The sequence below is a fragment of the Streptomyces sp. NPDC020192 genome, assembly GCF_044388685.1.
Taxonomy (GTDB): Bacteria; Actinomycetota; Actinomycetes; order Streptomycetales; family Streptomycetaceae; genus Streptomyces.
This window is the reverse complement of record NZ_JBIRXG010000100.1, coordinates 1-3818: the sequence shown is the minus strand read 5'-3', so window position 1 is coordinate 3818 and position 3818 is coordinate 1. Positions and strand designations below refer to the sequence as shown.

The following is a 3818-nucleotide window of genomic DNA, read 5'->3' as shown; positions in this document are numbered from 1 at the left end:
TGACCCGCCAGGTGCAGCGCCACCAACGAGGACGAGCACGCCGTGTCGACCGTCACCGCCGGGCCCTCAAGACCCAGCGTGTACGCCACCCGGCCGGACGCCACGCTGAAGGCGCCGCCGGTCAGCAGGTGGCCCTGCGTCTCCTCCAGCGGGCTGACCAGCTCGCCGTAGCCCGACTGGCTGATGCCGAACATGACCGCGGTGGAGCTGCCGGCCAGGGACTGCGGGTCGATCCCGGCGTCCTCCAGCGCCTCCCACGAGCTTTCCAGCAGCAGGCGCTGCTGCGGGTCCATCGCCAGGGCCTCGCGGGGCGAGATGCCGAAGAAGGTGCTGTCGAATTCGTCGGCGTCGATGAAACCGCCGCTGCGGGTGACGGAGCTGCCGCTCCGGGCGCCCTGGGCGTCGTAGAGCTGCTCGATGTCCCAGTTGCGGTCGTCGGGGAACGCCGAGATGGCGTCGCCGCCCTCGGCGATGAGCTTCCACAGCTCGTCCGGGTTGGTGACACCGCCGGGGAACCGGCAGGCCATGCCGACGATCGCCAACCGGTCGTCGTCGGCGAGGACCCGGCCCGGCACCGTGCCGCCCGCCCGGAGCTCGACACCGTCGACCAGGCTCGCCAGGTACTGGGCGAGCCGGAGCGGCGTCGGGTAGTCGTAGACCATCGAGTCCGCCACCGGCAGGCCGGTGCCGCGCTTGATGCGGTTGCGCAGCTCGACGCCCATCAGCGAGTCGAAGCCCATCTCCCGGAACGCCGTGGTGACGTTCAGGTGCTGGCCCGAGGCGTGGCCGAGTACGGCGGCGGCGTGGTCGTGGATGAGGGTGAGGAGGTAGTCCTCGCGCTCCGGCTCGCTCAGCCCGGCCATCCGCTCGGCCAGGCCATCGGCGAGCTGCCGCTGGTCACCCGCGCGGCGCCGCGCCCGGCCGCCCACCAGCGACCAGAAGACGGGCAGGTCGTCGCGAGCCCGGAGGGCGGCGATGTCCAGGTCGGCCAGGCCGAGGAGCGCACGCTCGGACGCCAGGGCCCGGTCAAAGAGGGCGAGGCCCTGCGGCACCGACAGCGGCCGCATGCCCGAGCGTGCCAGCCGGCGCATGTCGGCCTCGGACAGTGCGGCGGTCAGGCCCACGTCCTGTGTCCACGCGCCCCAGGCCATCGAGACGCCCGGGAGGCCGGCGTGGCGCCGGGCCTGCATCAGCGCGTCGAGGAAGACGTTGCCGGCCGCGTAGTTCGCCTGCCCCGGGTTGCCGAGGATGCCGGACAGCGAGGAGAACACCGCGAAGAACGACAGGTCCATTTCGGCGGTCAGCTCGTGCAGCGCCCAGGCCGCGTCCACCTTCGGCACGAGCACCCGGTCCAGCCGCTCGGCGGTCAGCGACGAGACGAGCCCGTCGTCCACCACACCGGCGGTGTGCACCACACCGGTCAGGGAGGCGCCGGCGAGCGCGTCGGCCAGCGCAGCACGGTCGCCGACGTCGCAGGCGGCGACCGTGACGTCGGCGCCCTGCGCGGTCAGCTCGTCGACCAGCTCCCGCGCGCCCTCGGCCGCGGTGCCACGGCGGCTGAGCAGCAGCAGGCTCCGTACGCCGTGCGCGGCGACCAGGTGCCGGGCCACCTCCCGGCCCAGACCACCAGTACCACCGGTGACCAGCACCGTGCCCTCGGGGTCGATGTGCGGCTCCGGGCCGTCCTGCGGGGCGACGCGGGTCAACCGCGCCGCCCGGATCGTCTCACCGCGCAGCGCGAGCTGCGGCTCGCCGGTGCGCAGCGCCCGGGTCAGCTGCCGTACGTCGAGGTCCTGGCCCGGCTCCGCGTCCACGAGGAGGATCCGGCCCGGGTGCTCCATCTGCGCGGTGCGCAGCAGGCCCCACACCGCGGCCGCGCCGAGGTCCGGCACCGGCTCGTCGTGGTGGGCGGCGATCGCGCCCCGGGTGAGGACGGCCAGGGTGGTGTCGGCGAAGCGCTCCTCGGCCAGCCAGTGCTGGAGCTGTTCGAGGACCCACCGCGTCGTCGCGTGGACGACCTGGACCATGTCGTCCAGCTCGCCCCCCGACACGGCCAGCGCCACGTACCGCGGCGGGCTCTCCTCGCCGAGGACGTCTTCGAGACTCGCGTACGCCGCCTCCGGCAGCCATGAGGCATCGGTCGCGGGCGCCGGGACGAAAGCGAAGCGAGCGTCGTCCGTGCCATCCTCCGGCGTGGGCAGCTCGGGCCAGTCGAGGGCCAGCGCCGTCCCGCCCCGGGACGCGGCCGTCGGTCCGGAGACGGGCGGCGCGCCCAGCGTCACGGAGCCGATGGTCAGCACCGGGTCGCCGTTGCCGTCGGCCAGTTCCACGCTGACGCTGTCCGGGCCCGTACGGGCCACCCGCGCCCGGGTCGCGGTCGCGCCCTCGGCGTGCAGGGTCACATCGGCGAAGCCGATCGGCAGCCGGCCGGCCGGGGCAGGCTCCAGCTCCGCGTAGGCGCTCGCCTGCACCGCGGCGTCCAGCAGCGCAGGGTGGACGCCGAACTTACGGGCCCGGTCGGCCTCGTTCTCGGCCACCGCCACCTCGGCGAAGACCGCGCCGTCGGCCTGCCACACCTGGCGCAGCCCCTGGAAGGCCGGTCCGTAGACGAGGCCGCTGTCGGCGGTCAGCTCGTAGAAGCCCGAGACATCCACAGGCGAGCCGTCCGCGGGCGGCCACTGCCACCCGCTGGACCCGGCGGCGAGGGCGTCACCGAGGACGGCGGTGGCGTGCCGGACCCACGGGTCGTCGTCGGTGGCACGCGAGTAGATCTCCAGCCGGCCGTCGTCGACGACGACCTGGACCTGCACGCTCTCGGACTCCGGGATGACCAGCGGCGTCTCCACGTCCAGTCCGCGCAGGCCACCGGCGCCCACGGCGTCCGCGCCGCGGATCGCCAGCTCCAGGAAGCCCGTACCGGGGAACAGCACCGTCCCCTGGACGGCGTGGTCGGCCAGCCAGGGCTGCGTACGCAGCGACAGCCGCGACGTCAGCACCACCGTGTCCGAGCCCGGCAGCGCGACCACCGCGCCCAGCAGCGGGTGCCCGGCGGAGGCCAGACCGGCGGCGGTCACATCACCACCCGCAATGGACGCCTGCGGCCAGTAGCGGCGCCGCTGGAACGCGTACGTGGGCAAGTCCACCCAGCGGGGCTCGGCGTCGGCGTACAACGCGTCCCAGTCGATCGGCACGCCCTGGACGAACAGGTCACCGGCGGCGAGGAGCGCGGTCTGCAAGCCGTCGCGGTCCTTGCGCATCAGCGCCACCGCGACCGCGTCGGCGGAGTTCGCCTGGGCCAGACCGGCCACGACCCCGTCCGGACCCGCGTCGACGAAGGTGTCCACGCCCTGCTCGGCCAGCCACGCCAGCCCGTCGGCGAACCGCACCGCCGAGCGCACCTGCCGCACCCAGTACTCCGGTGACGCCATGTCCGCCGGCTCACCCGTCAGGTCCGACACCACCGCAATCCGCGGCGGCGAGAACCTCACCTCCGCGATGGCCGCCATGAACTCATCCAGCATCGGCTCCATCAGCACCGAGTGGAACGCATGCGACACCCGCAGCCGGGTCGTCTTCACACCCTGGTTCTCGAAGTGCTCGCCGATCGCCGTGACAGCAGCCTCCTCACCGGAGACCACCACCGAGCCCGGCGCGTTGACCGCCGCGACCGACACACCCTCAGTCAGATGCGGCAGCACATCCTCCTCCGGCGCGGCGACAGCCACCATCGCACCCCCGGCGGGAAGCGCCTGCATCAACCGGGCACGCGCCGCCACCAGCCGGCACGCGTCCGCCAAATCGAAGACGCCGGCCACATG

Annotated in this window: 1 protein-coding gene; it reads right to left on the bottom strand. The window is 73.9% G+C overall.

What is annotated here, in order from left to right; genetic code table 11:
* The coding region (locus ACH47Z_RS46970) for an SDR family NAD(P)-dependent oxidoreductase (protein ID WP_399086734.1) at positions 1 to 3776 on the bottom strand (3776 nt) is incomplete at its 3' end.
* Between the last annotated feature and the right edge of the window lie 42 nt (positions 3777 to 3818).